Consider the following 25,588-nt stretch of genomic DNA (forward strand, 5'->3'; position numbering starts at 1 on the left):
TCGCCGCTCCCCTCGCTCGCGGGGTTCACCGTCTCCTGGTCGCGTCGACGACGCTTCGAGCTTCGCTCGACGGCCGGGCACGGCCGGGGCTTGAGCTGCCTTCGAGGCCGTCGGCGGAGAGTCGGGGCGTCGGCCCCCGTTCCAGAGGAGTGCGTGATGACGGACCAGTCGATGACCGCGGAGGAAGTCGGCGAGTTCTACGACGACCGCGGTTGGCTCTACGAGATCTTCATGGGCCAGAACCTGCACATCGGGTGGTGGGACGACGCCGATCCCGACGTCGACCCCAAGGACCGGATGACCGACGTGCTGATCGGCAGGACGCCGGTCCGCCGCGGTGAGCGGGTGCTCGACGTCGGCTGCGGGCAGGGCCGGCCGGCGCTGCGGCTGGCCGCCGCCACCGGGGCGTCGGTCACCGGCATCACCGTCAGCCAGGAGCAGGTGGCGGCCGGGGCCGCGGCGGCCGCGGCCGAGGGCCTGTCCGACCAGGTGGAGTTCGCCTGCGTCGACGTGATGGACATGCCCTACCCGCCGAACTCGTTCGACGCGGTGTGGGCGGTCGAGACCCTGATGTACCTCCCGGACCGCCGGGCCGCGCTGCGGGCCCTGTTCGAGGTCCTGCGCCCGGGCGGGCACCTGCTGATCTCCGACTACGTCGAGCGGGAGGCGCTGGACGAGCGGATGCGGGAGGTGCTGGTCGAGGGCTTCACCGTCGACTCGCTGCCGACCGCCGAGGACTACCTGGCGTTCCTGGCCGAGACCGGCTTCGAGCTGGTGGACAGCATCGACGCCACCGCGCACCTCAAGCGGTCGGCCGCGCGCATCGAGGACGTCGTCGCCGAGAAGTACCACCTGGTCGTGGAGAAGGGCGGCGCCGAGTTCGCCGAGGAGTTCCGCACCATGATCCAAGGCGTCTCCACCCTCGAGCGCGACCACCTCGGCTACCGCATCGCCCTGGCCCGCAAGCCGTGAAGATCCGCGAGCTGGACATCCCCGGCGTGTTCGAGGTGGCGCCGGAGCAGCTGAGCGACGCCCGGGGGTGCTTCTACGAGGGCTTCCGGGTGGACGCGCTGCGCGACGCCACCGGTCAGCACTTCCCGGTCGCACAGATCAACTACTCGGTGTCGAAGCGGAACACGCTGCGCGGCATCCACGGCGTGCTGATCCCTCCGGGTCAGGCCAAGTACGTCACCTGCGTGCGCGGCGCGCTGCTGGACGTCGTGGTGGACCTGCGGGTGGGCTCGCCGACGTTCGGCCAGCACACCCGGACGCTGCTGGCGGCCGACGCGGGGACCGCGGTGCACGTGCCCGAGGGGCTGGGCCACGGATTCCTCGCCCTCGAGGACGACAGCTGCATCTGCTACGTGCTGTCCTCGACCTACGTGCCCGGCACCCAGTTCGAGATCGACCCGCTCGACCCGGAACTGGCGCTGCCCTGGGGGTTCACCGAGCAACCGCTGATGTCCGAGAAGGACGCCGCCGCGCCGACGCTGCGCCAGGCACTGGAGGCCGGGCTGCTGCCGGAGTGGCCGACCGACCCCGAGGAGGGAAAGGCATGATCAACGTTTTCCAACCGAGTCTGGGGGACGAGGAACTGGCCCAGGTGGCTGAGGTCTTCGCGAGCGGGTGGCTCGGGCACGGGCCGCGGACCAAGGCGTTCGAGGCCGCCTTCGCCGAGCACCTCGGCGTCGACCCGGACGGCGTCGTCTTCCTCAACTCCTGCACCGCCGGGCTGTTCATCGCGACCGAGCTGCTAAATCTGGCCGAGGGCGACGAGGTGGTGCTGCCGTCCATCAGCTTCGTGGCCGCCGCCAACGCCGTGGCCGCCACCGGGGCGCGGCCGGTGTTCTGCGACTCCGACCCGCACACGCTCAACCCGCGCCGGTCCGACATCGAGGACGCCGTCACCGACCGGACCCGGGCCGTGCTCGTCCTGCACTACGGCGGGTACCCGGGCGAGATCACCGCGATCGCCGACCTGTGCCGGGAGCGCGGCATCCCGCTGATCGAGGACTCCGCGTGCGCGGTCGCCTCGAAGGTCGACGGCCGGGTCGTCGGCTCCTTCGGCGACATGGCGATGTGGAGCTTCGACGCGATGAAGATTCTCAGCACCGGTGACGGCGGCATGCTCCACGTCCGCGACCCCGAGCTGGCGCGACGCGCGCGGCGGCTGGCCTACCACGGCCTGGAGCAGTCCAGCGGGTTCTCCAAGGCCCGGGTGTCGCACCGCTGGTGGGAGCTGGACGTCCGGGACTTCGCCCGCCGGGTGATCGGCAACGACCTGACCGCCGCCATCGGCCAGGTGCAGCTGCGCCGGATGCCGGAGTTCATCGGGCGGCGCAAGGCGGTCGTCGACTTCTACGACGCCGAGCTGGCCGACGTCGACGGCCTGCGGCTGCCGCCGCCGCTGCCCGCCGGGCACGAGTCGTCCCACTACTTCTACTGGGTGCAGATGCCCGCCGCGATCCGCGACCAGGTCGCCGCCGACCTCCTGGCGGCCGGTGTCTACACCACGTTCCGGTACCCGCCGCTGCACCGCGTCCCGGCCTACGGCGCCCCGGCCGACCTGGAGCTGCCCGGCACGGACCACGCCTCGGAAACCACGCTCTGCCTGCCCCTGCACCAGGGCCTCGACGACGCCGACGTGCGCAAGGTCGTCACCGAAGTCCGCAAGTCCGTGGAAGCACGGGCCTGACGAGCCCCGGGACCCGGTGCGCACCCCAGGAGCGAGGGGTGCGCACCGGGTCCCGCCATGCGGGGGCCCGGCGCTGATGCGGACGTCCGGTCGCCGCTGCGCCGGTCGCGCGCATTGACCTCAATCTTGGTTCAGGTTGTACCGTCCACCTCGAGGGTTTCGGCACATTCCGTTCGTGCAGCCGATTTTCGTCGAGAGGACGGGGAATGCGAATCGACTCGGACGTGCTCGAGGTGCTGTCCGAAGTGAGGGTCGCGGAGCTGGGCACGATCGCGCGGGACGGGGGGCCCAACGTCCGGCCGATGGCCGCCACCTGGATCGCGGACATCGGCCAGATCGCACTCACCACCACGCTGGCCTTCCCGCAGAAGGCGCTCAACATCCGGCGCGAGGGCCGGGTCTCGGTGCTGTACTCGGACTTCACCGGCAGCGGGCTGCCCCGAGAGGACGCCGTGCTGGTCCAGGGCACCGCGACGGCGCCGGACGTGGTGGCCACCCCGCAGGACATCCGGGAGTACTGGCGGGAGCTGTTCCGCAAGACCCCGGCGCTGGCCGAGGAGTTCGCCTCCGACGAGGCGAAGGCGTCGATGGAGTGGTTCTACCTGCGCCTACCGATCTTCGTGACCCCCGAGCGCATCCGGGTGCTGGACCCGGTCGAGGCCGGTGGCTCCTTCGAACCGCTGCCGCCCTGGGACGCGCCGATGCGCGGGCAGATCGCCGACGCCGTGGAGCGCTACCCGAGCGCCGTGTTCATCTCCCGCGACCTGGCGGGCCACCCCTGCGCCGCGCGGGCCGTCATCACCGGTCCCGGCGAGGACGGGGCGCTGCAGCTGCGCACCGCGCCGGAATTCGAGGGCCGGATCGGCCCGGCGAGCCTGCTGTGGCACCGGCACAACGGGCAGTTCGGCGACCGGCGCTCGCTGCAGGTCACCGGCAGCGCGATCGGGGCGGGCGCGGAGTGGTACTTCCTGCCGGAGCGCATCCCGGGGGTGTCCGCGGCGGACGGCGTGGACCACTGGCTGGCCGACGGGCGGGCCCGCAGCGAGCAGTTCCTCAAGCGGCGCGGCATCGTCCCGCCCCCGGTCGACTGGGCGGAACTGGCGGCGCTGGCCCCGAGGTGACGCGACGAACGGCGGGAGGCCGGGGACCTCCCGCCGTTCGCGCACCGGTCAGCCGGTCTCGGACCTGCTCCGGCCGCGCAGCAGCAGCGAGATCAGCACCGACAGCGCCAGGAACCCGCCGACGACGACGAACACCGTGTTCAGCGAGGACGCCATCGCGGCCAGGATCGGCTCCGCCAGCCGGTCGTCGATCTGGGCCAGGAACGAGGTGTCGTTGAGGTCCACGGTCCCGTGCGCCTGCAGCTGCTCGACCACCGCGGCGTTGGCCGGGTCGGCCATCGCCACCGGGTCGGCGAGCACCGCCTGGACCGGCGGGCCCGCGGCGTCGAACTGCTCCCCGACCCGGTCCCCGGCGATGCCGAACAGCACCGAGACGAACACCGCGGTACCGGCGACGCCGCCGATCTGCCGGGAGAAGTTGTACAGCCCGCTGGCCAGCCCGATGTCGGTCTTGGGCACGCTGTCCTGGATGGCGATCAGGATCACCTGGAAGAACACGCCCATGCCGGTGCCGAGCACGATGACCAGCAGCACCATCGTCCACAGCGGAGTGTCCAGCCCGACCTGGCCGAGCAGCACGAACACCGCCGTCATCAGCACCATGCCGCCCGCCAGCACCGACTGGTAGCCGAACCGCTTCATCAGCGGGCTGGAGATTCGCGCGCCGAAGGTGGTGGCCAGCGACTGCGGCAGCAGCAGGAGCCCGGCCGCGGTGGGCGACATGCCCTTGACGATCTGCAGGTAGAGCGGCAGCAGCGCCAGCCCGGCGAACACGCCGATCCCGCCCAGGAAGTTCACCATGTTGACCATCGAGAACGACAGGTTGCGGAACAGCCTGCCGGGCAGCAGCGCGCTGTCCCCGACCCGCCGCTCCACCAGGAGGAACAGCACCAGCCCGATCCCGCCCAGTGCGAACAGCGCGATGGACAGCGGCGAGCTCCAGCCCCACTCGCGGCCGTTCTCGGCGACGACCAGCAGCGGGAACACGCACAGCACCAGGGTGGCCGCGCCGCCGAAGTCGACGCGGTGCCGGATCCGCTTGGCCGGGACCTTCAGCAGCAGCGCGACCAGCACGCAGCCCACCAGACCGATCGGCACGTTGATCAGGAAGATCCAGCGCCAGCCGGCCACGCCCAGCAGCTCGGTGGTACCGGCGAAGAACCCGCCCAGCACCGGCCCGGCCACGCTGGCGACGGCGAACACCGCGCCGAGGTTGGCCTGGTACCGCGACCGCTTGTCCTCCGGCGCGATGTCGGCGATCACCGCCAGCGCCAGCGAGGTGAGACCGCCCGCGCCGAGGCCCTGCACCGCGCGGGCGGCGGCGAGCTGGTACATCGACTGCGCGAGCCCGCACAGCAGCGATCCGACGATGAACAGCAGGATCGCCGCCAGGTACAGCGGTCGGCGCCCGTAGATGTCGGAGAGCTTGCCGTACAGCGGCGCGGACGCGGTCATCGTGACCAGGTAGGCGGTGGTCACCCACGCCTGCAGGGTCAGCCCGTGCAGCTGGTCGGCGACCGTCCGCAGCGCCGACGCCATGATCATCGTGTCCAGCGCGCCCAGGAACATGCCCAGCCCGAGCGCGATCAGGATTGCGATCAGCGCACCGCGGGTCGGCAGTCGGGGTTCCGCCTCCGACGTGGCCTCCGCAGCCCCGGTCATAGCCCGTCACCCGCCGCGCAGGAGGTGGCCAGCAGGACCCCAGTCGACATCATCCGCAATCACCCTCGGGAAGCAGGAAGAACCCGGTACCGGGCGCAACGGCGCGCCCAGCGGCCAAGTCTGCAACCTCAAGTGCTCTTGAGGTCAAGCTCGCCGACGTGGGCCTCCAGGCGTTCTCGAGCAGGACTAGATCAGTGAAATCGGTTCACATTTCTAGCCGGACGAACAATTCGCCGACGGGCGAACAACCGCGCGCCCGAAGACCGGACGAACGGCGACGGACCGGGCGCCGCCGGAGGACGTCGAGACCAGGCCGCTGCCCCATCCAGGCAAGCAGGATTCCACCGATCGGCCTAGGATTTTGTGAGCAGCCCGCGATTAGACTCGGTTCCGGCCGAGGCGAAATCAATGCGCCCGAAATCTGTTTTCAAACTCGGTGTCGTTTATCACAATTTACCATCGTGAGGTGCAACGGAGAATGGTGAAAGCGCGATTAGTGGGCGGGTCGGAGGACCGAATCGGTTCCGCACTCCGAACGCGGAACCCGCTCGGAGGACCGGTCTCGTCGAGGAGTTCGGCGCCCCTCCCGAGCGAGCACGCGCACCGATCCAGCGCTTGTCCGGCGCGACCGGCGCGGAACCCGAGGGCAACGGCGCCCCGCCCCCGCCCGGGAGCGCTCGCACCAGATCCGGCGAAGTCGGCCGGCGCTTTCCGTTGATGGCCGCGGTGCGCGCTGCGCACGGTCGGCACCTGCCTGCCTGGTGATCGCCCCCGCGATCGCCGCAATTGCCGGTGCCGAGCAACGACGCGTCCGGCCCACCGGGAGTTCAATGGGGAGCAACCCGGTGTCGTCTTCTCATTCAATTGACGCGCAAAACCTTCCCGTTGTCGCTGCCGCCTGCCGCAACAACCGACGAGGGAGGCCCGGACAACGAGAGACCGCACGATGTCGGCGTTCCTTACTCTTTGAAAACTGGGGATAAACAGTGGCGCAATTCGATGCTGGAAGATCAACGTTAGAAATCCGCTCCACCGCCGACCTGGGCGGGCGATCGGTCGGCTACGCCGACCACCCCCGGCTCGCCCGGTTCAAGGTCCTGGGGCCGCTGGAGGTGATCGACGGCGACCGCGAATGCACGCCCAGCGCGCCGAAGGTGCGGCAGGTGCTCGCCCTGCTCCTGCTCCGCGCGAACCGGGTCGTCTACACCGACACGCTGATCCAGGAGCTCTGGGGCGAGAAGCCCCCGCCGAGCGCGCTGACCACGATCCAGACCTACATCTACCACCTGCGCAAGCTGATCGAGCGGGAGCGGCTGGCCGCCGACGGCGAGCAGCTGGTGGTCACCCGGTCCCCCGGCTACACCCTCCGGATCCGGGACGACCAGGTCGACCTCGCCCAGTTCGAGCAGCTCAGCCGGTCCGGTCGCAAGCACCTCGAGCAGGGCCGGCACGCGGAAGCGGTGACCGACCTGCGGGCCGCGCTGGCCATGTGGTCCGGCGGGCCGCTGGCCAACGTCAACCTCGGCCCGTGCCTGTCGGCCTGCGTCGCCGAGCTCACCGAGCAGCAGATGAGCACCCTGCACCTGCGCATCCAGGCCGAGATGCAGCTGGGGATGCACCGCGAGTTGCTGGGCGAGCTGCGCGCGCTGGTGGCGACGCACCCGTTCGACGAGTGGCTGCACTCGCAGCTCATCCTCGCGCTGGAGCGCAGCGGTCGGCGCAGCGACGCGCTGGACGTCTACCACCGCCTGCGCACCAACCTCGACCGCGAGCTCGGCCTGGACCCGTCCCAGCAGATCCAGGAACTGCACTACCAGGTCCTGACCGCCACCGTCCCCGGCTCCCGAACCGCCAACCACGGTCCGCTGACCTGAAAGGCCCGCCCTGCCGAGGAGAATCGCCCACCGGCCCCGAAGCCGGTGGGCGATTTCCGTTGCCTCTTCCATCCCGATCGGCGAACCGCAGCCGCGGCACCTGACTTCACGCGCTGTCGGGCCTTCGCCAAGCGCCGCAGGCGCTTTCGGGCCCACCCTCGCAACTCGCACCGCCGCGGGTTCTCAGACGCTTCCTGGCGAGGACGGCCCAGCCGCCGTGTTTGGCATACATAAGGCTGGGCACCCGCAGTCCAGGGAGCGTCTGAGGTTCCGCTACCGGCACCGCTACGCGGAACGAGTCTGGAAACTCCTCTGCGCGTTCAGGAGTTCTTGAGGACGAACTCCCGGATGGAGTCGATGCTGTACTCGATCATCTCCTCGGTCAGTCCCGGGTAGACGCCGACCCAGAAGGTGTGCTCGGTGATGATGTCGCTGTTGGTGAGCTCGCCGACGATCCGGTACTCGCGGTCGCGGTAGGCGGGGTGGCGGACCAGGTTGCCGCCGAAGAACCGGCGGGTGGCGATCCGCCGCGACTCCAGGAAGTCCACCAGGTCCCGGCGGTGGTAGGTGGCGTCGGGCTGCACGGTGAGCACGAAGCCGAACCAGCTGGGGTCGCTGCCCGGGGTCGGCTCGGGCATCAGCAGACCGGGCAGGCCGTCCAGCGCCTCCCGCATCCGCTGCCAGTTGCGCCGGCGGGCGTCGCCGAACTCCTCGATGCGGCTGAGCTGGGTCAGCCCCAGCGCGGCCTGCAGGTCGGTGGACTTCAGGTTGTAGCCGACGTGGGAGAAGATGTACTTGTGGTCGTAGCCGTGCGGCAGGTCGCCCAGCTGCTGGTCGAACCGCTTGAAGCAGCGGTTGTCCTCGCCCGGCTCGCACCAGCAGTCCCGGCCCCAGTCGCGCAAGGACTCCACGATCCGGGCCAGCGCCAGGTTGTCGGTGACCACGCAGCCGCCCTCGCCCATCGTGATGTGGTGCGCCGGGTAGAAGCTGACCGTGGCCATGTCGCCGAAGGTCCCGGTCAGCTTGCCCTGGTAGGTCGAGCCGACCGCGTCGCAGTTGTCCTCGATGAGCAGCAGCCCGTGCTGCTCGGCCAGCTCGGCGACCTCGGCCACCGCGAACGGGTTGCCCAGCGAGTGCGCCATCATGATCGCCCTGGTGCGCGGGCCGATCGCGGCGGCCACGCGCTCCGGGGTGGTGTTGTAGGTGCCCAGCTCGACGTCGACGAACACCGGGATCAGTCCGTTGTGGATGATCGGGTTGACGGTGGTGGGGAAACCGGCCGCCACGGTGATCACCTCGTCGCCCGGCACCAGGCGCGAGTCCTCCAGCTGCGGCGAGGTCAGCGCGCTGAGCGCGAGCAGGTTCGCCGACGAGCCCGAGTTGGTCAGGTGCGCCTTGCGCAGGCCGAACATCCGGGCGAACTCGCGCTCGAAGCGGCGCGAGCTGACGCCCGCGGCGATCCGCATCTCCAGCGCCGCCTCGACCAGCGCCACCCGGTCCTCCTCGTCCAGCGCGGCGCCCGAGGCCAGCACCGGCGTCACGCCGGGGATGAACTCGTCGCGGGCCCGGTCGCGGTGGTACTCGCGAACCTGGTCCAAGATCCGGGTCTTGTCGTCAGCCATGTCCTGTCGCCTCCTGTTTCCCGCGTTCCGACGCTCGTTGTTGTGGGGTTTGCCTACCGCGCCGCCAGCCGCCGGACGTCCGCCAGCAGGGCGGCCCTGGCCCGGGTGGCCGCGGTGCCGTGCTCGGTGCCCTCCCGCACCGCGCGCAGGAACGCCGCCGCGGTGTTGGCGACCTGGTCGTCGGCCGGAAGCACCAGCTCCTCGCGGTCGGCGCGGTCCACCCGCACCACCGGCCGGTGGGTGGCCGGGGTGGTGAAGACGTGGTCGACCGAGATCCGCCCCGCGCTGCCCCACAGCTCGTAGCGGGACCCGTAGAAGTGGTCCAGCCCGAAGGTGACGTGCGCGCCGACGCCGTCCGGGCTGCGCAGCAGCGCGCTCCCGGCGATGTCCACGCCGAGCGCGGAGTCGTGGCGCAGCTGCGCGCCGACGACGCCCAGCTTGTCGCCGAGGAAGTACTGCGCCGCCGCGATCGGGTAGCCGCCGACGTCGATCAGCGCGCCGCCGCCGAGCTCGGCCTGGTAGCGGATGTCGTCGTCCGGGCGGCGCGGGATCGCGAAGGCGGCGGAGAAGGTGTGCAGCCGCCCGATGGCGCCTTCGGCGACCAGTTCCCGCACCCGGGCGTGCTGACCGTGGTGCGGGAACATGAAGTTCTCCATCAGCACCAGCCCGCGCGACCGCGCGAGGTCGAGCAGCTCCTCGGTGCTCTCCCGGGACGTGGTGAGCGGTTTCTCGGCGAGCACGTGCTTTCCGGCGCGCAGCGCCCGACCGACCCACTCCGCGTGCAGCCCGGGCGGCAGCGGGACGTACACGGCGTCGACGTCGGGGCGGTCCAGCAGGTTCTGGTAGCCCTCGACCAGTTCCGCGCCGAAGCGCTCGGCGACCGGTTTCGCCTTGGCCAGCTCACGGCTGGCCACCGCGGCGATGCGGGCTCCGGGCACCGCCGCGAACGCGGGCAGCAGGCGTCGGGTGGCGATGTCCGCGCACCCCAGCAGCCCCAGGGAGATCACTGCGTCCTCATCCTCCTGGTCAGGACCGGCTCAGCCGGGAGAAGAGCCGGTCGGCGAACAGCAGCTGGTCCCCGTCCGCGATGTCGGCGGTGCGCACGCGGCCGACCAGGATCACGTGGTCGCCCGCGGCGTGCCGACCGTGGACGTCGCACTCCAGGGCCACCACCGCCCCGTCGACCACCGGAAGACCTCCGGCGGTGCGGGTGAACCCGCCCGCGGCGAACTTGTCCGCGCCCTTGCTGGCGAACGTGCGGGCCAGCTGCCCCTGGTCGTGGCGCAGCACGCTCACCGCGAACGAGTCGCAGTCGGCGAAGGCCTGGTAGCAGTTCGCGGTGTAGGCCACGCACACCGAGATCAGCGGCGGTTCCAGGGACACCGACACCAGCGAGCCCGCGGTGAACCCGCGCGGGTTCCCGGCACGGTCCAGCGTCGTGGTGATGGTAACCCCGGTCGGGAACCGGCCCATCGCGCTGCGGAGCCGGTCGGCGCTCACCGGGGAGTCGGCGGCGGTCGGCTCGACCACCGCCGGGATCGGCTTGCTCAACGGTTGCCTCCAATCAGGCCAGCAGGGCCCGCTCCGGCACGCGCCGGCCGACGTTCATGCAGGTGAGCAGGCAGCGCGCGGCGACGTTGACGTAGTTGCCGTAGCGGACGAAGCCGACCAGCTGCTCCGGGGTCATCCACACGAAGTCCGCGGGCACCTCGACCGGGAAGTCCTCGTCCACCTCGACCACCAGGTAGCGGTTCTCCGCGTGGTAGAACCGGCCGCCCTCCTCCGAGTGCACGACGTCGAGCAGCACCTTCGAGGCCGGGGCCATCAGCACCTGGTCCAGGTAGCGCGGCCGCTGGGAGACCGGCGAACCCCGGTAGTTGGACGGGATGCAGTTCACGGTGGGCGACATCTCCACGACGTCGGAGGTGCCCGCCTCGGTGCGCGCCTGCACCAGGACGTGGAAGGTGCCGTCGATCCAGCGGGCCAGGAAGGCGATGACGCCGCGGTCGCTGGGCTTGATCATCGGCTGCGACCAGCTGGTCACCTCGCGGTTGCTGGCCTGCACGTCGACCCCGACCACCTCGAAGTACCGGCCGCTCTCGTGCCGGATCAGCTCGTCGTCGCGCACCCAGCCGCGCACCTGCGCCAGCGGCAGCGTGCGCCGGTCCAGCCGGTACCGGGAGCGGGCCTCGGTGAACCAGCTCAGCAGCTCCTCGGTGTGGTGCGCGGCCGGGCCGCCGAACTCCGCGCCGCCCGGCCGGTCCAGGAACGGCAGCCCGGACAGCACGGTCCGCGAGTCCATGTTCACCAGGTTGTCCTCGCGCAGCAGCTCGCCGAGCTGCTCGAAGGTCAGCCAGCAGAAGTCGTCGCGCAGCTCGACGTCCTCGGTGACCTCGACGATCATGTTCCGGTTCCGCTTGTTCAGGAACCAGGAGCCCTGCTCGGACTGCAGCGCGTCGAAGACCACCCGGCCGCGCCGCGGCGCGACGAAGTACTCCAGGTACGGCACCGCGTTGCCCTGGTGGACCCGGGTGTAGTTGCTGCGGGTCGCCTGCACCGTCGGCGACAGCTGGAGCACGTTGACGTTGCCGGGCTCCATCTTCGCCTGCATCAGGCAGTGCGGAACGCCGTCGAACTCCTTGACCAGGATGCCGAGGATGCCGATCTCCGGTTGCAGGATGATCGGCTGCGTCCAGGTCTCCACCTCGCGGTGGTCGGTGCTGACCTCCAGCCCCTCGATGGAGTAGAACCGCCCGCTGCGGTGCACCAGGTTGGTGGTGCCGGTGTCGAAGTGCCAGCCGTCCAGCCGGTCCAGCGGGGTGCGGGTGACGCGGTAGGCGTTCTCCCGGCCGCGGTCGGCGAACCAGTCGTGGAACGCCGAGGTATCCCGGAACACGCTGCCTCCCTGATCAGGTCCGTTTCTGCTGCCGATGTGTCCCTCGCCCGACCTGCGCCAGGACTGCACCGAGCGTGCGACACCGCGCTCGAAGCACAGCGGAAGTCCCGCTCAAGGAACGGTGGACGCGGCGGGCTCGACCGGCCCTCGACCCGGCCCCGGCAGCATTCGCCCACACGTCTGGAAAGGGGCGGAGCATGAAGATCCTGGTGACCGGAGGGGCGGGTTTCATCGGGTCCCAGTACGTCCGGTCGGTGCTGGCCGGCGACCACCCGGGCTGCGAGGGCGCCGAGGTGACGGTCGTGGACAAGCTGACCTACGCGGGCAACACGGCGAACCTGCCGATGGCGCACCCCCGACTGACCTTCGTGCGCGGCGACATCTGCGACCAGCAGCTGCTGCTGCGCACGCTGCCGGGCCACGACGCGGTGGTCCACTTCGCGGCCGAGTCCCACGTGGACAGGTCCCTGACCGCGGCGGCGGACTTCGTCCGCACCAACGTGCTCGGCACCCAGACCCTGCTGGACTGCTGCCTGCGGGCCGACGTCGGCACCGTCGTGCACGTCTCGACCGACGAGGTGTACGGCTCCATCGCGGAGGGCTCCTGGACCGAGGAGGAGCCGCTGCTGCCGAACTCGCCGTACGCCGCGTCCAAGGCGGGCAGCGACCTGGTCGCCCGCTCCTACTGGCGCACCCACGGCCTGGACGTCCGGATCACCCGGTGCAGCAACAACTACGGCCCGTACCAGCACGTGGAGAAGCTGATCCCGCTGTTCACCACGAACCTGCTCAACGGCAGGCCGGTCCCGCTCTACGGGGACGGCCGCAACGTCCGCGAATGGATCCACGTGGAGGACCACTGCGCGGCGATCCACCTGGTCCTGACCAAGGGCCGCCCGGGCGAGACCTACAACATCGGCGGTGGCACCGAGCGGACCAACCTGCAGATCGCCGAGCAGCTTCTGGAGCTCTGCGGGGCGGACCGGAGCCTGCTCCGCCACGTCGAGGACCGCAAGGGCCACGACCTCCGCTACTCCATCGACGACACCAAGATCCGCACGGAACTTGGCTACACCCCCCGCCGAACCTTCGAAGAGGGCCTGGCGGAAGTGGTCGCCTGGTACCGCGAGAACCCGAACCACTGGCCGACGAACCCCTGACGCACGGTGCGAAGCAGCACGTGCTCCTGCCCCCGCACGCCGCCCGACATCCGGTCGGAACCTCGATCGTGGACTGATCGGCAGGTACGATGTTTCCCCTCCTCCGCGGGCAAGTCCTGAGTTGGGGATGGCCGGGCAGCGTTCAGGGGAGGGGCTGCCGCTGCCCGGCCATCCGGGGTGCCCGGCCGCCGTTCGGGGGTACGGGCGGCTGGGCACGTGGGTTCGGCGAGCGCACCGGCCGTGGGAGAGGAACGAGTCGGCCGCGGTGCCCTCGCCGAGCTCTACAACTCCCGCAGTCCCGCGCAGACCCGGCGCAGCGTCCACCGGTGGGTCGCCATCGCAGCGGGATCGTCGACCGGCAGCCCGGTCTCGACCAGCGGCAGCAATCGCGTTTCCGCCACCGCGAGCGCGAGGGCCAGATCGCCGCGCGTGACCACCGGTTCGCGGAGCCGGTGCCGCCCACCGGCATCGTCCTCGGCAGCGGCTTGGTCGAGCAGCTGCTGAACCGTCAGCGCGCCCGCGCCGGACCCGGCGTGCTTGCCGAACTCCCCGAACCACCGCACCGCCCACCACACCGCCAGGACGACCGCGACCAGCCCGAACGTGATCCCAGCGGCGATCACGAGTCCACCCGCTCCGACTCGACGACCCGGACGTCGCGGAGTCCTCCCCCCGCCCGCAGCGCAGCGGCCACCCGATCCAGGCCACCAGCGAGGAACTCGCGCTCGGCCGCGTCGTACCGACCCGCCGCGACGTCATCGACCGCGAGGCTCATCGACACGATCATGCCGCGCATCATCTGCGCCACCTGGTGAAAGTCCGCGCTCATCGCGCACCCGCGATCGGCGGCATCGGACACCCGGCCAGCTCATGCGCCTTGACGTTGCAATCCGGGCAGGTCGGCCAGAACCACGCGGTGTCGCTGGTGCTCACCTCGACGGTGAGCTGGCACAGCGTCGTGACCTCGACACCGTCCAGGTAGATCGACGCTCCCGGCGGGTGCGGGTCAGTGCTCGCGTGCCGCTTCCCATCAGCTGGCAACCAATGGAACGGATGCGGTCGGTACATCACGCCCCCATCCGCAATGTGACGTTCGACTCGCGCGCCAGTACGGTGCATCCCAGACTCCCTGGTCTCGTGGTCCCCCTTTTGTCGAGACCAATAATCTTGGTCTCGGGACCACTAATGCAATCGCTGAGAAGGCTGATCATGCGCGCCTTCCGCTGCACTAGGGTTTGGTGCATGAGCGAGACCACGCCCGCACCGCGTGCTTACGTGCTCGGTGCAGAACTCCGCGACGCACGCGACAAATCCGGTCTCACGCTGCGACAGCTCGCAGCCAAGCTGGACGTTTCGCACTCGGTGGTCGTGCGCTGGGAGAAAGGCGAACGGGTGCCGTCAACCGAGTCGGTCGCCGCGTACTGCGCCGTGCTCGGCCTGACCACGACCGCACGGGAACGGTTGATGAGACTCGCACGTGAAGCGGTCTCGGAACCAGCCAACACGGTGTCGGTCGGCCCGGCTGGCGAGGCCGACCAGCTGGCCGCACTGCTCGAATTCGAGCGGATCGCAACGTCCATCACCGACGTCTCCCCGATTCTGATTCCGGGGTTGCTCCAGACCGCTGACTACGCTCGAGCGATCATGAGCACGGGCATTCCGGCTGGCGAGACAGACAAGCGGGTCATGATGCGACTGGGCCGTCGCGAACTGATCACGCGCCGCCGCGAGCCGGTGCGATTCGCTGCGTTCATGCTCGAAGCCACGTTGCGCCAGTCGATCGGTGGGCCCGCCGTGATGGCCGAGCAACTGCAGTTCCTGCTGGAGATGGCAGAGCGCGACAACGTCCAGGTGCGCGTCATCCCCAGTTCCGCGGGCTGGACGCCAGCGCACGCGGGCCCGTTCGTTCTGCTGGAGTTCGCGAAGGCCGCGCCTGTGGTGCACCTTGAGCACCACAGGTCAAGCGCGTTTCTCCGCGATGAGGCGGACGTAACCGCGTTTGTGCGGGCGCGGGATGATATCGAACGGGTGGCGATGAGCCCGCAGGATTCCGCCGAGCTCATCGCCGACGTCATCAACCGTGAGGAGACGACACCGTGACGGTATCGCAACACCCCGTGGGCTGGCGCAAGGCGAGCTACAGCAGCCAAGAAACCAACTGCGTGGAGGTCGGCCGCATCGGCGACGGCGCCGCCGTCCGGGACACCAAGGACCGCGCCGCCGGGTACTTCACCACCACCGCAGGCCAGTGGGCCGCATTCGTCGCGGCCGTCAAGGCGGACAAGTTCAACGCCTGAGCCGTCGCTCGGCCAGCAGCCCCCGGCTTCCCTGCTGCCGGGGGCTGCTCCACATCACGCACCTATCAGCGCTCACCCCGCCCGGACGAGCTCCTCGGCCAGCCGCGTCGTGTGCTCCGCCTTGCGGAAGCGCTCGTCGTCGACGATGCGGCGCAGGAAGTCCGCGGTCGTGCGGACCCGGTCGCCCTCGATGCGGAACTCGCCGATGGCCCGGCGCATCCGGCCGATCGCCTCCTCCCGGTCGCGGCCCCACACCACCAGCTTCGCCACCAGCGAGTCGTAGTTCGGCGGCACCGCGTACCCGGCGTGCGCGTGGGTGTCCACCCGCACGAACGGGCCGCCCGGCGGGACGAACTCGCGGAGCACCCCGGGCGTCGGCAGGAAGTCCGCCTCCGGGTCCTCGGCGTTGATCCGGCACTCGATGGCCACGCCGCGGCGCTCCACGTCGTCCTGGCCGAGCGCGAGCGAGTGCCCGGCCGCGATGCGGATCTGCTCGCGCACCAGGTCGATGCCGGTGACCATCTCGGTGACCGGGTGCTCGACCTGGATGCGGCAGTTGACCTCCATGAAGTAGAACTCGCCGTCCTGGACCAGGAATTCGAACGTCCCGACGCCGACGTAACCCGCCGCGCGGGCACCGGCCACCGCCGCCGCGCAGATCCGCTCGGCCAGGCCCTCGGGCAGCCGGGGCGCGGGCGTCTCCTCCACCAGCTTCTGGTGCCTGCGCTGCATCGTGCAGTCCCGCTCGCCGAGGTGGATCACCCGGCCGCGCCCGTCGGCGAGCACCTGCACCTCGACGTGCCGCGCCCGCTCCAGGTACTTCTCCACGTAGACCCGGCCGTCACCGAACAGTACCTGCGCGGTCGCCTGCGTCTGCTGGTAGGCCTCGACGAAGTCCTCGCTGCGGCGGACGACGCGCATCCCGCGCCCGCCGCCGCCGGCCGCCGCCTTCACGATGACCGGGTAGCCGATGCCGTCGGCCAGTTCCCGCGCGTCCTCGGCGGGCAGCGGGTCGACGCTGCCCGGCAGCAGCGGCAGCCCGGCCTCGACCATGGTCGCCCGGGCCGAGGTCTTGTCGCCGAGGCGGGCCATCACCGCCGCGGGCGGGCCGATCAGCGTGATGCCGGAGCTCTCGCAGGCGTCGGCGAAGTGCGCGTCCTCGGACAGGAACCCGTAGCCGGGGTGGATCGCCTCCGCCCCGGTGCGCGCCGCGGCCTCCAGCACCGCCGCCGCGTTGAGGTAGCTGCGGGTGGGCGAAGCCGGGCCGATCTGCACGGACTCGTCGGCGGCGCGCACCGGCGGCGAGTCGCGGTCGGCCGTCGAGTGCACCGCGACGGTGCGGATGCCCAGCTCCTCGCAGCTGCGGATGACGCGCAGCGCTATCTCACCCCGGTTGGCGATCAGGATCTTCTCGAACATCGCGCTCTCCGATCTGTTGAGCCTCTTGGTCCCGGTCACCGCACGTCGTTCGACGCCAGCGGCCCCAGTCGTCCGAACCTGCGGTACCGCTGGTCGACCAGTTCGGCCCCGTCCCGCTCGGCGAGGTCGGCCAGTTCGGCGCGCAGCGCGTCGCGCAACCGCGCCGCGGCCAGCACCGGATCGGCCCCGGTCCCGCCGGCGGGTTCGGGGATCACGCCGTCCACCACGCCGAGGCGCAGCAGGTCGCGCGCGGTGATTCCCAGCGCTGCGGCCGCTTTCGGCGCGGCGGCCGGGTCCTTCCACAGGATCGCCGCGCAGCCCTCGGGGCTGATGACCGAGTACGTCGCGCTGGAGAACATCAGGACCTGGTTGGCGACGGCGATCCCCAGCGCGCCACCGCTGCCGCCCTCGCCGATGACCACCGCGACCACCGGAACCCGGAGACCGGCCATCAGCTTGAGGTTCTCGGCGATGGCGAACGCCTGCCCCTGCTCCTCCGCCTCGGCGCCCGGGTACGCGCCGGGGGTGTCGACGAGCGTGACCACGGGCAGTCCGAGCTTGTCCGCCAGGCGCATCAGCCGCGCCGCCTTGCGGTACCCGGCCGGGGTCGGCATGCCGAAGTTGCGCGCGGTCAGCTCGGCCGGGGTGTGGCCCTTCTGCTGGCCGATCACCACCACCGGCCGCCCACCGAGCCACGCGGTCCCGGCGACCACCGCCGGGCACTGCCCGCCGACCCGGTCGCCGCGCAGCTCCTGGAAGTCCTCGAAGGCGAGCGCGAAGTAGTCCAGCGCGGTCGGCCGGTCCAGGTCCCGCGCGTCGCGGACCTGCTGCCACGGGTCGGTTTCCGGCAGCTGCTCGGGATCGCGCAGGACCGCCGCGTCGGCGGACTCGCCCGCGGTGCCCGCCGCCGCGGCCACCCGGAGCAGCTTGCCGAGCTCGTGCCGCAGCCGGTCGCGGGGCACCACCAGGTCGACGAAGCCCTGCTCGGCGAGCAGTTCGACGGTCTGGAACTCGGGCGGCAGCTGCTGGCGGATGGTCTGCTCGACGACCCGCCGACCGGCGAAGCCCAGCCGCGCCGCCGGTTCGGCGAGCACCACGTCGGTGGAGGTCGCGAACGACGCGGCGACCCCGCCGAAGGTCGGGTCGGTGATCAGGCTGATGGTCAGGACCCCGGCCCGGTCCAGCCGCGCCAGCGCCGCGCTGGTCTTGGCCATCTGCATCAGCGACAGCGCGCCCTCCTGCATCCGCGCGCCGCCGGAGGCGGTCACCAGCAGCAGCGGCACCCGCTCGGCGAGCGCCTGCTCGGCCGCGCGCGCGATCATCTCGCCGACGTCGCTGCCGAGGCTGCCGCCGAGGAAGTCGAAGTCCATCACCGCGGCGATCGCCGGGCTGCCGTGCACGTGGATCCGCGCGCACACCACGGCTTCGGCCAGCCCGGTGCGCCGCCGCGCGGCGGCCAGCCGCTCCGGGTACGGCCGGGTGTCGACGAACTCCAGCGGGTCACCGGCGACGACCGGCAGGTCGAGCGGCTCCACCCGCTCCGGATCGGCGAGCTGGTGCAGCCGCTGCCACGCGGTCAGCCTGCCGTGCCGACCGCACTCGGCGCACACCCGCAGGTTCTCGGCCCAGCGCTTGCCGTAGACCGGGGTCGCGCAGTGCTCGCACAACACCCACTCGGCGGCGTCGACGGGGTGCCCGGTGGTCTGGGTCATGCTCAGGTCTCCTCTGCGTGCCCGTCCGGCGCAGCGGGCCGGACTTCCAAGTGCCCGGTTCTCCTGAAGTCGGTCGGCCGCGGTATCCGGCTGGCACGGCCAGCGCTGCTGTCGCCAAGCGCCGCAGGCGCTTTCGGGCCCGCCCCCGCAACTCGCACCGCTGCGGGTTCTCAGAGCTTTCCCGGGGAGCCGCCGTGCCTTGGCGTGCACAAGGCAGTCCGGGGAAGCTCTGAGGTTCCGCCACCCGCACCGCCGCGCAAGACGATCGCGGCGCTCAGGCCAGGCAGACCGGTAGCTGCCCGTCGTTGAACTCGATCATTTCGCCGAAGATGCGCACCACGTCGAGCGGTCGGCCGAGCTCGCCCCCGGCCAGCTCGGCGTACGCGCGGTGCAGGTTGCCGACGAGCCGCTCGGGGTCGAGCAGGTCCGCGTGGTCGCCGAGGCCGGTCTGGCGGGCCAGCTCCAGCGGCGGGACGTCCGCGGCGAACCCGGCCGCCGCCACCTGCTGGACCCAGCGCAGGTAGTCCTCGGTGCGGTCGATGACCTCCGGCCCGCACACCTCGCCGTGCCCGCCGACGACGACCTCCGCGCCGAACCCGCGCAGCCGGTCGAGCGCGACCAGGCTGCCCGCGATCGACCCCATCAGGTTGAACGGCGTGCATCCGTTGAGCAGGACGTCGCCGGCGAACAGCACCCGCTCCGCGGGCAGCCAGGCCACCACGTCGTTGGTGGTGTGCGCCGGGCCGACGTGGTGCAGCTCCACCTCGCGGTCGTCGACGTGCAGCGTCATCCGGTCCCGAAAGGTCACCGTGGGCAGGGTGAGCCGGATGTCGCCCCACTCCACGTCCGGCCACAGCTGCGTCAGGCCCAGGCCGGTCTCGGCGATCTCGGTGCGCGCCCGCTCGTGCGCGATGATCGTCGCCGCCGGGCTGAACACGAAGTTGCCGAAGACGTGGTCGCCGTGGTGGTGGGTGTTGACGACCACGTGGTGCCCGCCGGTCCCCAGCCCGTCCACCGCGTCCCGCAGCATCCGCGCCCGGCGCTCGGTGGCCGCGGTGTCCACGACCACCACCCCGTCGCGCCCGGCGATCAGGCCCGAGTTGTTCAGGCACCAGCCGCCGTTGGGCTGGGTGTGGGCGTAGACGCCGTCGGCGATCTCGATCAGCTTCGGCTCGGGCGCGGCGTTCACCGCCCGCCCTTCCCGGCGGCGTGTTCGCTCGCGTGCTTGAGCGTGGTGAGGCTGTTGTTGCCCAGCGCCGACCGCACGAACTGCCGGGCGTCGGCCAGCGTGCTGCCCGCGCCCAGCACCTCCTCGACCGCTTCCACCTTGATCGCGACGGTGTGCCGCGCGGTGACCGTCGTCGTCCCGGCGTCCTCCCGGAACGTCCACAGTCCACTGTGGCCGGACAGCAGGGCGGGGAGCACGACCTGCTTGTAGGCGATCCACGCACCGCTCTGGCAGATCCGGTACGAGCGGGTGGTGTGGGTCGCCCCGCCCTCGGTCACGGTGTCCATCTGCAGCTCCTGGACGCCCGGCTCGTCCTCCCGCAGCGAGACCGCCTGCACGTGCGGGAGCCGGTCGGCCCACAGGTCCGCGCGGTTGACGAAGTCGTAGCAGTCGGCGGCGCTCCCGCTGGACCGGACCGCGTCCTCGAACGAGAACACCACGTCGTCGATGTTCTCCGCGCGCTCGGCGACCGAGCGCAGCGCGGCGAGCTCCTTCTCGCTGTTGCCGTCGACGGCCTTGTCGATCCACGCGACGGTGTCCGGGTCGTCGTCCACCGCGCTGAAGTGGTGCAGCAGCACGACCTCGGTGCGCCCGTCGGGCAGCGGTTCGAGCCGCCACTGCCCGCCCATCGAGGCCACCGGGGGCTGGCTGACCTCCTGCTCGAAGGACACCGTCCGCTGCACCGGGTCGAGCTCCCGGCGCGAGGTCCAGCTCTTGACGGTGCCGTTGAGCAGCGCCCAGAGCCGGAACCGCTCCTGTCGCTCGCCGCGTTCGAGGTGGTGCACGTGCAGGTTCGGCTCGAACACCGCGGGCCAGCGCGTCACGTCCGCGACGAGCGCGTACAGCTGGTCGGCGGGTGCCGAGACGACGAGCCGGTGCTCGGTCCGGTGCAGTGCTGGTGTCGGCATCGCTGGCAAACCTCCGGTTCGGTGCGCGGGTCAGGCGGTCTCGACGGCGGCGCCGTTGACCAGGTCCAGCACCTGGCGCGGGGTCCGCAGCTCGGCGACCTGCTCGTCCGGGATCAGCACGCCCAGCTCCTGGTGGATGCGGGCGGCGGTCTCCATCAGCGCCAGCGAGTCGTAGCCGAGGTCGTCGAACTCGGTGTCCAGGGCGTCCGCGCCGAGCTCGGCGGCCTCGTCCTCGCCCGCGCAGTCGACCAGGATGCGGCGCAGGTCGTCGATGGTCAGCTTGCTCACGGTGATCTCCTCACTCTCGATGTTCGTCAGCCGGTCACACCGCGGACGACGACCGCGGAGTTGAAGCCCCACTTGCCCCTGGCCAGCACCAGCGCGGTTCCCAGCTGCTGGTGGCGGGGGTCGCCGGTGACCAGGTCCAGCTGGTGCTCGGGCACCGGTTCGGCGGTGTGCACGGTCGGCGGGATCACGCCGTCGCGGATCGCCAGCAGCGCGGCGACCAGGTCGAGCGGTCCGCCGCCGGAGTAGAGGCGACCGGTCATCGTCTTCGGCGCCGTCACCGGCACCCCGCTCGGACCGAAGAGCTCGCGGATCGCGGCCGCCTCGATCGCGTCCAGCTCGGCCACGCCCGCCGCGTCGGCGAACACCACGTCGACCTGCTCCGGCCGCAGCTCGGCGTCGGCCAGCGCCAGCTCGATCGCCCGCCGCAGCGCCGGAGGCCGCTCGGAGCCGGGAGCGGGGTCGAAGGTCGCGGCGTAGCCCGCGATCTCGCCGTACCCGGTGGCCCCGCGCGCCTTCGCCGACTCGGCGTCCTCCAGGAGCAGGATCGCCCCGCCCTCGCCCGGCACGTAGCCGTTGGCGGCCACGTCGAACGGCAGGTACGCCCGCCCCGGGTCGGTGGCCCGGCTGACCCGCCCGCTGGACACGTGCGACACCCAGCCCCACGGGTCGAACGACGAGTCGACACCGCCGGTTACCACCATCGGCGTGCCGTTGCGCACCGCGCGCCGCGCGTGCCCCACCGCGTCCAGCCCACCGGCCTGCTCGGCGACCAGCACCGATCCCGGGCCGCGCAGCCCGTGCCGGATGGAGATCTGGCCGGTGTTCACCGCGTAGAACCAGGCGAACGACTCGTAGACGCTGACGAACTCCGGGCCCTGCGCCCACAGCTTCCGGAACTCCCGGTGGGTGAACTCGAAACCCCCGGTGGCGTTCGAGGTGATGACGCCGGTGCCGTACTCGGGCAGCTCCGCCGGGTCCACCTCCGCGTCTGCCAGCGCCCACGCCGCGGCGGCGAGCGCGAACCGGGTGGACACGTCGGTCTGCGGCAGCAGCCGCTTCGGCAGGTGCTCGGTGGCGTCGAAGTCCAGGACCTGGCCCGCCAGCTCCGCCGGGTAGCCGGTCGGGTCGAACCGGCTGAGCCGGCTGATCCCGTGCCGCCCCTTCAGCGTCGCCGCCCAGTGGTCGTCGGCGCCGAGCCCGTTCGGCGCCACCACCCCCATGCCGGTCACCCACGTGCTCATGAGTTCGCCCCTCCCAATCGGCGCAGCACCATCGCGCTCTGGAAACCACCGAACCCGCTGCCGACGCTGAGCACCGTGTCCACCCGCTGCTCGCGGGCGGTCAGCGGCACGTAGTCCAGGTCGCACTCGGGGTCGGGTTCGTGCAGGTTCGCCGTCGGCGGCACCACGCCGTGCTCGATGGCCAGCGCGCACGCGGCGACCTCGATCGACCCGATCGCGCCCAGCGAGTGCCCGACCATCGACTTGATGGAGCTGACCGGGGTCCGGTAGGCGTGCTCGCCGAGGCTGCGCTTGAACGCAGCCGTCTCGTGGCGGTCGTTCTGCTTGGTGCCGGAGCCGTGCGCGTTGATGTAGTCGATGTCGGTCGGGTCGATCCGCGCCAGGTCCAGCGCCACCCGGATCGCCTCGGCCATCTCGCGGCCGTCGGTCTTGAGCCCGGTCATGTGGTAGGCGTTGAGCCGCGTGGCGCAGCCGGAGATCTCGGCGTACACGTGCGCCCCGCGGGCCCGCGCGTGCTCGAGCTCCTCCAGCACGAACAGCGCCGCGCCCTCGGCGAGCACGAAACCGTTGCGGGAGTTGTCGAACGGCCGCGAGGCGTGCTCCGGGTCGTCGTTGCGCGGGGTGGTCGCCTTGATGGCGTCGAAGCAGGACACCACGATCGGCGTGATCGGGGTGTCGGCGGCACCGGCGACCATCACGTCGGTGGTGCCCTCGGCGATCAGCGAGCAGGCGTGGCTGAGCGAGTCCAGCCCGGACGTGCAGCCGTCGGACACCATCGCGACCGGCCCCTCGGCGCCGACGGTCCACGCCACCTCGGCGGGCATCACGCCGGGCGAGAGGTAGTCGAACATGTGCGCCGAGAGGTAGGCCGGGTCGACCTGCCACTCCCGACCGCCGTCGGAGAGCACCAGGTACTCCTGCTCCAGGCTGGTCGCCGCGGCGACCGCGCTGCCCAGGCTGACCCCGATCCGCTCCGGCGGCACCTGCTCGAACTCCAGCCCGCTGTCGGCCACCGCGTCCCGGGTGCACACCACCGCGAACTGCGCGGCCCGGTCCATCCGCCGGATCTCGCGCGGCGAAAGCCCCTCGTGCTCCGGGTCGAAGTCGCACTCGGCCGCGATTTGCGAGCGGTAGGGGGACGGATCGAAGAAGCTGATCCGCCGGGTTGCCGTCCGCCCAGACGTCAGCAGCTCCCAGAAGTTCTTCGCACCTAGTCCGCCAGGGGCGCGCACCCCGACGCCGGTGATCACGACACGCCGCGTCACCCGACACCTCCCAGTCCGTACGGCCGATGGCCACGCAAAGGTTCGGTTCGCAACAGTGCAGCCGGGGCCTCGAACCGGGCTCGAAGGTGGATTGCATCTGCCCGGAGGATCGGTGATTCCCTTACTGCGCAGCGCAAATCCGCGCCGTCCGGCGGCGCTCTAAGCGCGCTCGATCCGGTCTCGACGGCAGCGGGCCACGCTGCGGCCACAGTTCACCGCAGACGAGCAATGGAGGACGCATGGCCGCCAACACCAAGCCCGTCGCCCTGGTCACCGGGGCCACCAGCGGCATCGGCCTGGCGATCGCCCGTCGGCTTGGGCAACTCGGCGCGCGGGTCTACATCTGCGCTCGCCGCGCCGAGGAGCTGGCCACGACGATCAAGACCCTGCAGGCGGAAGGCCTCGAGGTCGACGGCAGCACCTGCGACGTCAGCGTGCCGGGGCAGATCCCGGAGCTGGTGGCCGCCGCGGTCGACCGGTTCGGCCCGATCGACGTGCTGGTCAACAACGCCGGGCGCTCCGGCGGCGGGGTCACCGTCGAGGTCGACGACGAGACCTGGTTCGACGTGATCAACACGAACCTCAACAGCGTCTTTCTGATGACCAAGCAGGTGCTCACCAAGGGCGGGATGCTGGAGCAGGAGCGCGGCCGGATCATCAACATCGCCTCCACCGGCGGCAAGCAGGGCGTCATCTGGGGGTCGCCGTACTCGGCCTCCAAGCACGGCGTGGTCGGCTTCAGCAAGTCGCTGGGCCTGGAGCTGGCCAAGACCGGGATCACGGTCAACGCCGTGTGCCCCGGTTTCGTGGAAACCCCGATGGCGGAACGGGTTCGCGCGCACTACTCGAAGATCTGGAGCGTCTCCGAGGCGGAGGCGCACGACCGCGTGACCACCCGGGTGCCGCTGGGCCGCTACGTCGAGCCGGAGGAGGTCGCGGCGATGGTGGAGTACCTCGTCAGCGACGGCGCGGCCGCGGTGACCGCGCAGGCGCTCAACGTGTGCGGCGGGCTCGGCAACTACTGACGGGAGCGCTGTCATGGCGGAGAAGACCGCGACCGCACCGGTCGCAGAGCACGAGCTCGGCACCGTCCTCACCACGATCGAGCACCACGTCACCCGGATGCTGGCCGGGCTACCGGACAGCCCGACGGCGCTGCGCGTCCGGTTCGGCGACGTCGCGGTGGAGGCGGAGTGGGCGACCACCCGGTCGACCGGGGTCGCCCCCGCACCGGCCCCGGCGGCCAGCGCCGCAGCGCTGCCGGAACCCGCGGCACCCACGGCGGACCAGCACCAGCACCTCCGCGCCCCGTCGGTCGGGGTGTTCTACCGCGCGCCGGAGCCGGGCGCCGACCCGTTCGTCGCCGAGGGCGACACCATCCGGCCCGGCCAGCAGGTGGGGATCGTGGAGGCGATGAAGCTGATGATCCCGGTGAAGTCCGAGATCCACGGCAGGGTCGTCGAGGTGCTCAAGGCCAACGGCGACTCGGTCGAGTACGACGAGGCGCTGTTCGCAGTGGTCCCGCTCGACGACTGATGGGCATGCGAACGGGGCTCCGGGGTGCGCACCCCGGAGCCCCGTTCTCGTGGTCACGCCGCGACGGCGGCGAGCTCCTGGTCGTGGTCCACTGCGCGGGACTTCAGGCGCAGGCCCTCGGACTCGCGGACGATGACGTCGTTGACCACGCAGCTCGGCCCGACGTCCGGCCGACCGCCGGGCCGGGTGGTGAGGACCAGCGCGTACGCGGTCGAGCGCAGCGACCCGTCCTCCTGCTGCTCCAGCACGACGTGGTTGAAGTAGTGGCGCCGCTGGACCGGGTCGTTGGCGAACCGCTCGTGGAACTCGTGCAGCGCCTGCTCGATGCCCTTCCGGGTCTGCGCCGCGGGCAGCGCCGGCGAGTGCTTGAACGTGCCGTCGGCGGTGAACGTCGCCGCGTACGCCGCGAAGTCCCCTCCGTCGAGCGCCTGCATCTGCCGGGCGTAGAAGTGCAGGACTTCGGCGTAGAGCTCGGGCGGGACGGGTGATCCGGTCATGCTCTCCTCCGAGATGTTCGGGCCTTCCAGCGCACGATCCAGCCCGGGCTTCGAACTCCGCTTGAGACGACCTGGAACGCGCCCGTGATCGCGGCTGTAGCGCCGTTCGAGCCGGGGTGGACACGACCGCCGCAGACTGGCCCCGATCCGGCGACACCACGGAGGTG

26 protein-coding genes are annotated in these 25,588 nt (G+C 71.3%); 10 read left to right on the forward strand and 16 right to left on the reverse strand.

Annotated features, from left to right (window positions below):
- Positions 1–156 precede the first annotated feature (156 nt).
- From ABT324_RS17850 to ABT324_RS17865, 4 genes are all read left to right on the forward strand, one after another.
- Entirely contained in the window at positions 157–972 is an 816-nt protein-coding gene (locus ABT324_RS17850; RefSeq protein WP_351178198.1) for an SAM-dependent methyltransferase, read from the forward strand.
- Positions 969–1,559 (forward strand): dTDP-4-dehydrorhamnose 3,5-epimerase family protein, encoded by a 591-nt coding sequence (locus ABT324_RS17855; RefSeq protein WP_351178201.1) that lies wholly within the window; start codon positions 969–971, stop codon positions 1,557–1,559. Before ABT324_RS17850 ends, ABT324_RS17855 begins: the two co-directional genes overlap by 4 nt.
- On the forward strand, positions 1,556–2,695 hold the full coding sequence (locus ABT324_RS17860; RefSeq protein WP_351178204.1) for a DegT/DnrJ/EryC1/StrS family aminotransferase: 1,140 nt from the start codon (positions 1,556–1,558) through the stop codon (positions 2,693–2,695). Before ABT324_RS17855 ends, ABT324_RS17860 begins: the two co-directional genes overlap by 4 nt.
- 206 nt (positions 2,696–2,901) lie before the next feature.
- Positions 2,902–3,816: a pyridoxamine 5'-phosphate oxidase family protein gene (locus tag ABT324_RS17865; RefSeq protein ID WP_351178207.1), complete on the forward strand. Its 915-nt coding sequence runs from the start codon at positions 2,902–2,904 to the stop codon at positions 3,814–3,816.
- A 48-nt stretch (positions 3,817–3,864) separates the two neighbouring features.
- Here ABT324_RS17865 and ABT324_RS17870 read toward each other — a convergent pair whose 3' ends face one another.
- Complete coding sequence (locus tag ABT324_RS17870; protein WP_351178210.1) at positions 3,865–5,478, reverse strand: MDR family MFS transporter; 1,614 nt, start codon at positions 5,476–5,478, stop codon at positions 3,865–3,867.
- Between the two features lie 986 nt (positions 5,479–6,464).
- Between ABT324_RS17870 and ABT324_RS17875 the strand changes: the two genes are divergently transcribed.
- Entirely contained in the window at positions 6,465–7,352 is an 888-nt protein-coding gene (locus tag ABT324_RS17875; RefSeq protein WP_351178213.1) for an AfsR/SARP family transcriptional regulator, read from the forward strand.
- A gap of 320 nt (positions 7,353–7,672) precedes the next feature.
- On the opposite strand, the gene rfbH is transcribed toward ABT324_RS17875, so the two are convergent.
- Genes rfbH through ABT324_RS17895 form a run of 4 tightly spaced genes read right to left on the reverse strand, consistent with a single transcriptional unit; the run spans position 7,673 to position 11,870 of the window.
- The gene (gene rfbH / locus ABT324_RS17880) at positions 7,673–8,974 is read right to left on the reverse strand and encodes a lipopolysaccharide biosynthesis protein RfbH (protein ID WP_351178216.1); all 1,302 of its coding nucleotides are present in this window, start codon (positions 8,972–8,974) and stop codon (positions 7,673–7,675) included.
- A 53-nt stretch (positions 8,975–9,027) separates the two neighbouring features.
- The gene (locus ABT324_RS17885; protein WP_351178219.1) at positions 9,028–9,981 is read right to left on the reverse strand and encodes a Gfo/Idh/MocA family protein; all 954 of its coding nucleotides are present in this window, start codon (positions 9,979–9,981) and stop codon (positions 9,028–9,030) included.
- Between the two features lie 19 nt (positions 9,982–10,000).
- A complete protein-coding gene (locus ABT324_RS17890) occupies positions 10,001–10,525 on the reverse strand; it encodes a flavin reductase family protein (protein ID WP_351178222.1) in 525 nt (174 codons plus the stop codon).
- Between the two features lie 13 nt (positions 10,526–10,538).
- Positions 10,539–11,870, reverse strand: a complete 1,332-nt coding sequence (locus ABT324_RS17895; protein WP_351178225.1) for an NDP-hexose 2,3-dehydratase family protein — start codon at positions 11,868–11,870, stop codon at positions 10,539–10,541.
- Positions 11,871–12,067: 197 nt separating this feature from the next.
- Between ABT324_RS17895 and rfbB the strand changes: the two genes are divergently transcribed.
- Complete coding sequence (rfbB, locus tag ABT324_RS17900; protein ID WP_351178228.1) at positions 12,068–13,030, forward strand: dTDP-glucose 4,6-dehydratase; 963 nt, start codon at positions 12,068–12,070, stop codon at positions 13,028–13,030.
- 281 nt (positions 13,031–13,311) lie between these two features.
- On the opposite strand, the gene ABT324_RS17905 is transcribed toward rfbB, so the two are convergent.
- The 3 genes from ABT324_RS17905 to ABT324_RS17915 are packed head-to-tail and all read right to left on the reverse strand — an operon-like array spanning position 13,312 to position 14,071.
- A complete protein-coding gene (locus ABT324_RS17905; protein ID WP_351178231.1) occupies positions 13,312–13,653 on the reverse strand; it encodes a hypothetical protein in 342 nt (113 codons plus the stop codon).
- Positions 13,650–13,859 (reverse strand): hypothetical protein, encoded by a 210-nt coding sequence (locus ABT324_RS17910; protein ID WP_351178234.1) that lies wholly within the window; start codon positions 13,857–13,859, stop codon positions 13,650–13,652. The genes ABT324_RS17905 and ABT324_RS17910 overlap by 4 nt, the downstream gene beginning before the upstream one ends.
- Positions 13,856–14,071, reverse strand: coding sequence for an HC3 family zinc finger protein (locus ABT324_RS17915; RefSeq protein ID WP_351178237.1), 216 nt, complete (start codon positions 14,069–14,071; stop codon positions 13,856–13,858). Before ABT324_RS17915 ends, ABT324_RS17910 begins: the two co-directional genes overlap by 4 nt.
- Before the next feature lie 201 nt (positions 14,072–14,272).
- On the opposite strand from ABT324_RS17915, the gene ABT324_RS17920 reads away from it, so the two are divergent.
- Positions 14,273–15,130, forward strand: a complete 858-nt coding sequence (locus ABT324_RS17920; RefSeq protein WP_351178240.1) for a helix-turn-helix domain-containing protein — start codon at positions 14,273–14,275, stop codon at positions 15,128–15,130.
- A complete protein-coding gene (locus tag ABT324_RS17925; RefSeq protein ID WP_351178243.1) occupies positions 15,127–15,327 on the forward strand; it encodes a DUF397 domain-containing protein in 201 nt (66 codons plus the stop codon). The genes ABT324_RS17920 and ABT324_RS17925 overlap by 4 nt, the downstream gene beginning before the upstream one ends.
- 72 nt (positions 15,328–15,399) lie before the next feature.
- Here the strand turns inward: ABT324_RS17925 and ABT324_RS17930 are convergent, their stop codons facing one another.
- From ABT324_RS17930 to ABT324_RS17960, 7 genes are all read right to left on the reverse strand, one after another.
- Positions 15,400–16,746: an acetyl-CoA carboxylase biotin carboxylase subunit gene (locus tag ABT324_RS17930; protein ID WP_351178246.1), complete on the reverse strand. Its 1,347-nt coding sequence runs from the start codon at positions 16,744–16,746 to the stop codon at positions 15,400–15,402.
- Positions 16,747–16,781: 35 nt separating this feature from the next.
- A complete protein-coding gene (locus tag ABT324_RS17935) occupies positions 16,782–18,458 on the reverse strand; it encodes an acetyl-CoA carboxylase carboxyltransferase subunit alpha (protein ID WP_351178249.1) in 1,677 nt (558 codons plus the stop codon).
- A 274-nt stretch (positions 18,459–18,732) separates the two neighbouring features.
- The gene (locus ABT324_RS17940; RefSeq protein ID WP_351178252.1) at positions 18,733–19,647 is read right to left on the reverse strand and encodes an MBL fold metallo-hydrolase; all 915 of its coding nucleotides are present in this window, start codon (positions 19,645–19,647) and stop codon (positions 18,733–18,735) included.
- On the reverse strand, positions 19,644–20,594 hold the full coding sequence (locus ABT324_RS17945; protein WP_351178255.1) for an aromatase/cyclase: 951 nt from the start codon (positions 20,592–20,594) through the stop codon (positions 19,644–19,646). The genes ABT324_RS17940 and ABT324_RS17945 overlap by 4 nt, the downstream gene beginning before the upstream one ends.
- A 30-nt stretch (positions 20,595–20,624) precedes the next feature.
- Positions 20,625–20,882 (reverse strand): acyl carrier protein, encoded by a 258-nt coding sequence (locus ABT324_RS17950; RefSeq protein WP_351178257.1) that lies wholly within the window; start codon positions 20,880–20,882, stop codon positions 20,625–20,627.
- Positions 20,883–20,908: 26 nt separating this feature from the next.
- A complete protein-coding gene (locus ABT324_RS17955; protein WP_351178260.1) occupies positions 20,909–22,123 on the reverse strand; it encodes a ketosynthase chain-length factor in 1,215 nt (404 codons plus the stop codon).
- Positions 22,120–23,388: a beta-ketoacyl-[acyl-carrier-protein] synthase family protein gene (locus tag ABT324_RS17960; RefSeq protein ID WP_351178263.1), complete on the reverse strand. Its 1,269-nt coding sequence runs from the start codon at positions 23,386–23,388 to the stop codon at positions 22,120–22,122. Before ABT324_RS17960 ends, ABT324_RS17955 begins: the two co-directional genes overlap by 4 nt.
- Positions 23,389–23,627: 239 nt before the next feature.
- On the opposite strand from ABT324_RS17960, the gene fabG reads away from it, so the two are divergent.
- Positions 23,628–24,413: a 3-oxoacyl-ACP reductase FabG gene (gene fabG / locus ABT324_RS17965; RefSeq protein ID WP_351178266.1), complete on the forward strand. Its 786-nt coding sequence runs from the start codon at positions 23,628–23,630 to the stop codon at positions 24,411–24,413.
- 13 nt (positions 24,414–24,426) lie between these two features.
- Positions 24,427–24,924, forward strand: coding sequence for an acetyl-CoA carboxylase biotin carboxyl carrier protein (locus tag ABT324_RS17970; protein WP_351178269.1), 498 nt, complete (start codon positions 24,427–24,429; stop codon positions 24,922–24,924).
- A 53-nt stretch (positions 24,925–24,977) separates the two neighbouring features.
- Here ABT324_RS17970 and ABT324_RS17975 read toward each other — a convergent pair whose 3' ends face one another.
- Positions 24,978–25,421, reverse strand: coding sequence for a nuclear transport factor 2 family protein (locus tag ABT324_RS17975; RefSeq protein ID WP_351178272.1), 444 nt, complete (start codon positions 25,419–25,421; stop codon positions 24,978–24,980).
- Positions 25,422–25,588 lie beyond the last annotated feature (167 nt).

It is taken from the genome of Saccharopolyspora sp. NPDC000359 (assembly GCF_040300525.1).
Taxonomy (GTDB): Bacteria; Actinomycetota; Actinomycetes; order Mycobacteriales; family Pseudonocardiaceae; genus Saccharopolyspora.

Bases quoted from the DNA above. Each gene is read 5' to 3' on its own strand.
- ABT324_RS17945 (WP_351178255.1), bottom strand. From the start codon at position 20,594: ATGCCGACACCAGCACTGCACCGGACCGAGCACCGGCTCGTCGTCTCG.
- ABT324_RS17910 (WP_351178234.1), bottom strand. From the start codon at position 13,859: ATGAGCGCGGACTTTCACCAGGTGGCGCAGATGATGCGCGGCATGATC.
- ABT324_RS17865 (WP_351178207.1), top strand. From the start codon at position 2,902: ATGCGAATCGACTCGGACGTGCTCGAGGTGCTGTCCGAAGTGAGGGTC.
- ABT324_RS17920 (WP_351178240.1), top strand. From the start codon at position 14,273: ATGAGCGAGACCACGCCCGCACCGCGTGCTTACGTGCTCGGTGCAGAA.
- fabG (WP_351178266.1), top strand. From the start codon at position 23,628: ATGGCCGCCAACACCAAGCCCGTCGCCCTGGTCACCGGGGCCACCAGC.
- rfbH (WP_351178216.1), bottom strand. From the start codon at position 8,974: ATGGCTGACGACAAGACCCGGATCTTGGACCAGGTTCGCGAGTACCAC.
- ABT324_RS17955 (WP_351178260.1), bottom strand. From the start codon at position 22,123: ATGAGCACGTGGGTGACCGGCATGGGGGTGGTGGCGCCGAACGGGCTC.
- ABT324_RS17860 (WP_351178204.1), top strand. From the start codon at position 1,556: ATGATCAACGTTTTCCAACCGAGTCTGGGGGACGAGGAACTGGCCCAG.
- ABT324_RS17975 (WP_351178272.1), bottom strand. From the start codon at position 25,421: ATGACCGGATCACCCGTCCCGCCCGAGCTCTACGCCGAAGTCCTGCAC.
- ABT324_RS17870 (WP_351178210.1), bottom strand. From the start codon at position 5,478: ATGACCGGGGCTGCGGAGGCCACGTCGGAGGCGGAACCCCGACTGCCG.
- ABT324_RS17970 (WP_351178269.1), top strand. From the start codon at position 24,427: ATGGCGGAGAAGACCGCGACCGCACCGGTCGCAGAGCACGAGCTCGGC.
- ABT324_RS17935 (WP_351178249.1), bottom strand. From the start codon at position 18,458: ATGACCCAGACCACCGGGCACCCCGTCGACGCCGCCGAGTGGGTGTTG.
- ABT324_RS17850 (WP_351178198.1), top strand. From the start codon at position 157: ATGACGGACCAGTCGATGACCGCGGAGGAAGTCGGCGAGTTCTACGAC.
- ABT324_RS17930 (WP_351178246.1), bottom strand. From the start codon at position 16,746: ATGTTCGAGAAGATCCTGATCGCCAACCGGGGTGAGATAGCGCTGCGC.
- rfbB (WP_351178228.1), top strand. From the start codon at position 12,068: ATGAAGATCCTGGTGACCGGAGGGGCGGGTTTCATCGGGTCCCAGTAC.